Consider the following 1,986-nt stretch of genomic DNA (forward strand, 5'->3'; position numbering starts at 1 on the left):
GCGCGGGTGCCGTGGATGCGGGGGGAGAGGGCGTCAGCTCTTGACCGCGCCGGCGGTGATCCCGCCGACGATCTGCCGGCCGAGCACCGCGAACACCAGCAGCAGCGGCAGCGTCGCGACCAGCGCCCCGCACACGACCACCGCGTGGTTGATCGTGTGATTGCCGGAACCGAGGCCCTGCAACGCCACCTGCACCGTCGGGTTCTGCTGGTTCAGCGCGATGAACGGCCAGAAGAAGTCGTTCCAGGACTGGACGAAGACGAGCATGCCGAGCACCGCCATCGCCGGGCGGGCGATCGGGAACACCACGTGCCAGATGATCCGCAGGCTGTGCGCCCCGTCCACCCGCGCCGCCTCGACGAGTTCCACCGGCAGCGCCTCGGAGAGGAACTGCCGCATGAAGAAGACGCCGAACGCGGCCACCAGCGACGGCAGGATCACCGACTGGATGTGCCCGACCCAGCCGACGTTGGTGATGATCTGGTAGAGCGGGATCACGGTCAGCTGCGGCGGGATGGTCATGGTCGCCACCACCACGGTCAGCAGCGCGTTGCGGCCGCGGAACTCCAGCTTGGCGAAGGCGAATCCGGCCAGCGTCGCGAAGAGCACCGTGCTGAGCGCCACGCAACTCGCCACGATCGTGGAGTTGATCAGGGCCGTGGTCATGTCGACCTGGTCCCACACGATCTTCAGGTTGTCGATGAGGTGGCTGCCGGGCAGCAACGGCGTGGGTGGCGTGACCAGTTCGGTGTCCGTGCGGGAGGCCGCCACCACCGTCCAGTACAGCGGGAACAGCGACAGCACCGTGGCCAGGATCACCAGGACGTACGCGATCGGGCCGGCCTTCTGCTGACCGCCCGCGCTGCGTGCACGCAGCCTGCGGCGCTTGCGCGGCTCGGGGGCGGAGGAGCGCCGGGGCCCGGTGGACGGGATCGGCTGGGTGAGTTGTGCCATCGTCAGCTCCCAAGCTTCCGGCGGTTGTTCCGCAGGACGAGTAGCTGCACCGCGCCGATGAGCAGCAGGATCAGCAGCATCACCCAGGCCACGGCGGACGCCTGGCCCAGCTCGCCGATCTGCCAGCCCTTGTCGTACATGTACAGGCTGAGGGTCTGGTACTGGTGGTCGGTGCCGCCGGAGACGCCCACGCTGCCGCCGAACATCATCGGCTCACCGAAGAGTTGGGTGGCGCCGATGGTGGACACGATGATCGTGAAGAAGATCGTCGGCCGGATCGACGGGATGGTCACGCTGATGAACTGCCGCCAGCGGGAGGCGCCGTCGAGCGCGGCCGCCTCGTACAGGTCGGCGGGCACGGCCTGCATCGCGGCCAGGTAGATCAGCGCGTTGTAGCCGGTCCAGCGCCAGGTCACGATCGTGGAGATCGCTATCTGCGCGGGCCACTTGGACGATCCCCACTGCACGTGCCCGGCCCCGATGTGGCCCAGGAACTGGTTGATCATCCCGTAGTCGGGGTTGAAGAGCTGGATGAAGACCAGCGTGGCGGCGGCGATCGAGGTCGCGTACGGCGCCAGGATCGCGACCCGGAAGAACCCGCGTGCCCGCAGCTGGTAGTTGAGCAGGTGGGCCAGGCCGAGCGCCATCATCAGCTGCGGCACCGTGGAGATCACGCCGAGGGTGAAGGTGTTGCGCAGCGCGGTCCAGAAGAAGCTGTTGTCCCACAGCGCGGTGTAGTTGTCGAAGCCCACCCAGCTTGCGTGCGTGCCGAGTTGCACTTCGTGGAGGGAGAGCCAGCCGGTGTAGATCAGCGGGAAGAGGCCGAAGGCGGCGAAGCAGAGAAAGAACGGGGCGATGTAGGCGTACGGCGACGCCTTGGTGTCCAGCCGGTACGCCTTGGCGCGCCAGCCGCCGGGCGGGCCGGGGGCACCGCTCTTGCGGTTCTTGCTGGGGTCGGTCCGGGACGACCGGGGGCTGCCGTCGGACGTCGCCCTGACGGAGGTGGCCACGAGTGCCGTCCTTCCGGTAGGG

Annotated in this window: 2 protein-coding genes; both read right to left on the bottom strand. The window is 68.3% G+C overall.

Going from position 1 to position 1,986, the window contains the following annotated elements; all coding sequences use genetic code 11:
- Positions 1-33: 33 nt before the first annotated feature.
- Positions 34-954, bottom strand: a complete 921-nt coding sequence (locus AC13HU_RS36330) for a carbohydrate ABC transporter permease (protein ID WP_483046264.1) — start codon at positions 952-954, stop codon at positions 34-36.
- Positions 955-956: 2 nt separating this feature from the next.
- Positions 957-1,964: a carbohydrate ABC transporter permease gene (locus tag AC13HU_RS36335; RefSeq protein WP_483046265.1), complete on the bottom strand. Its 1,008-nt coding sequence runs from the start codon at positions 1,962-1,964 to the stop codon at positions 957-959.
- Between the last annotated feature and the right edge of the window lie 22 nt (positions 1,965-1,986).

The sequence above is a fragment of the Streptomyces sp. NH27 genome (assembly GCF_056859195.1).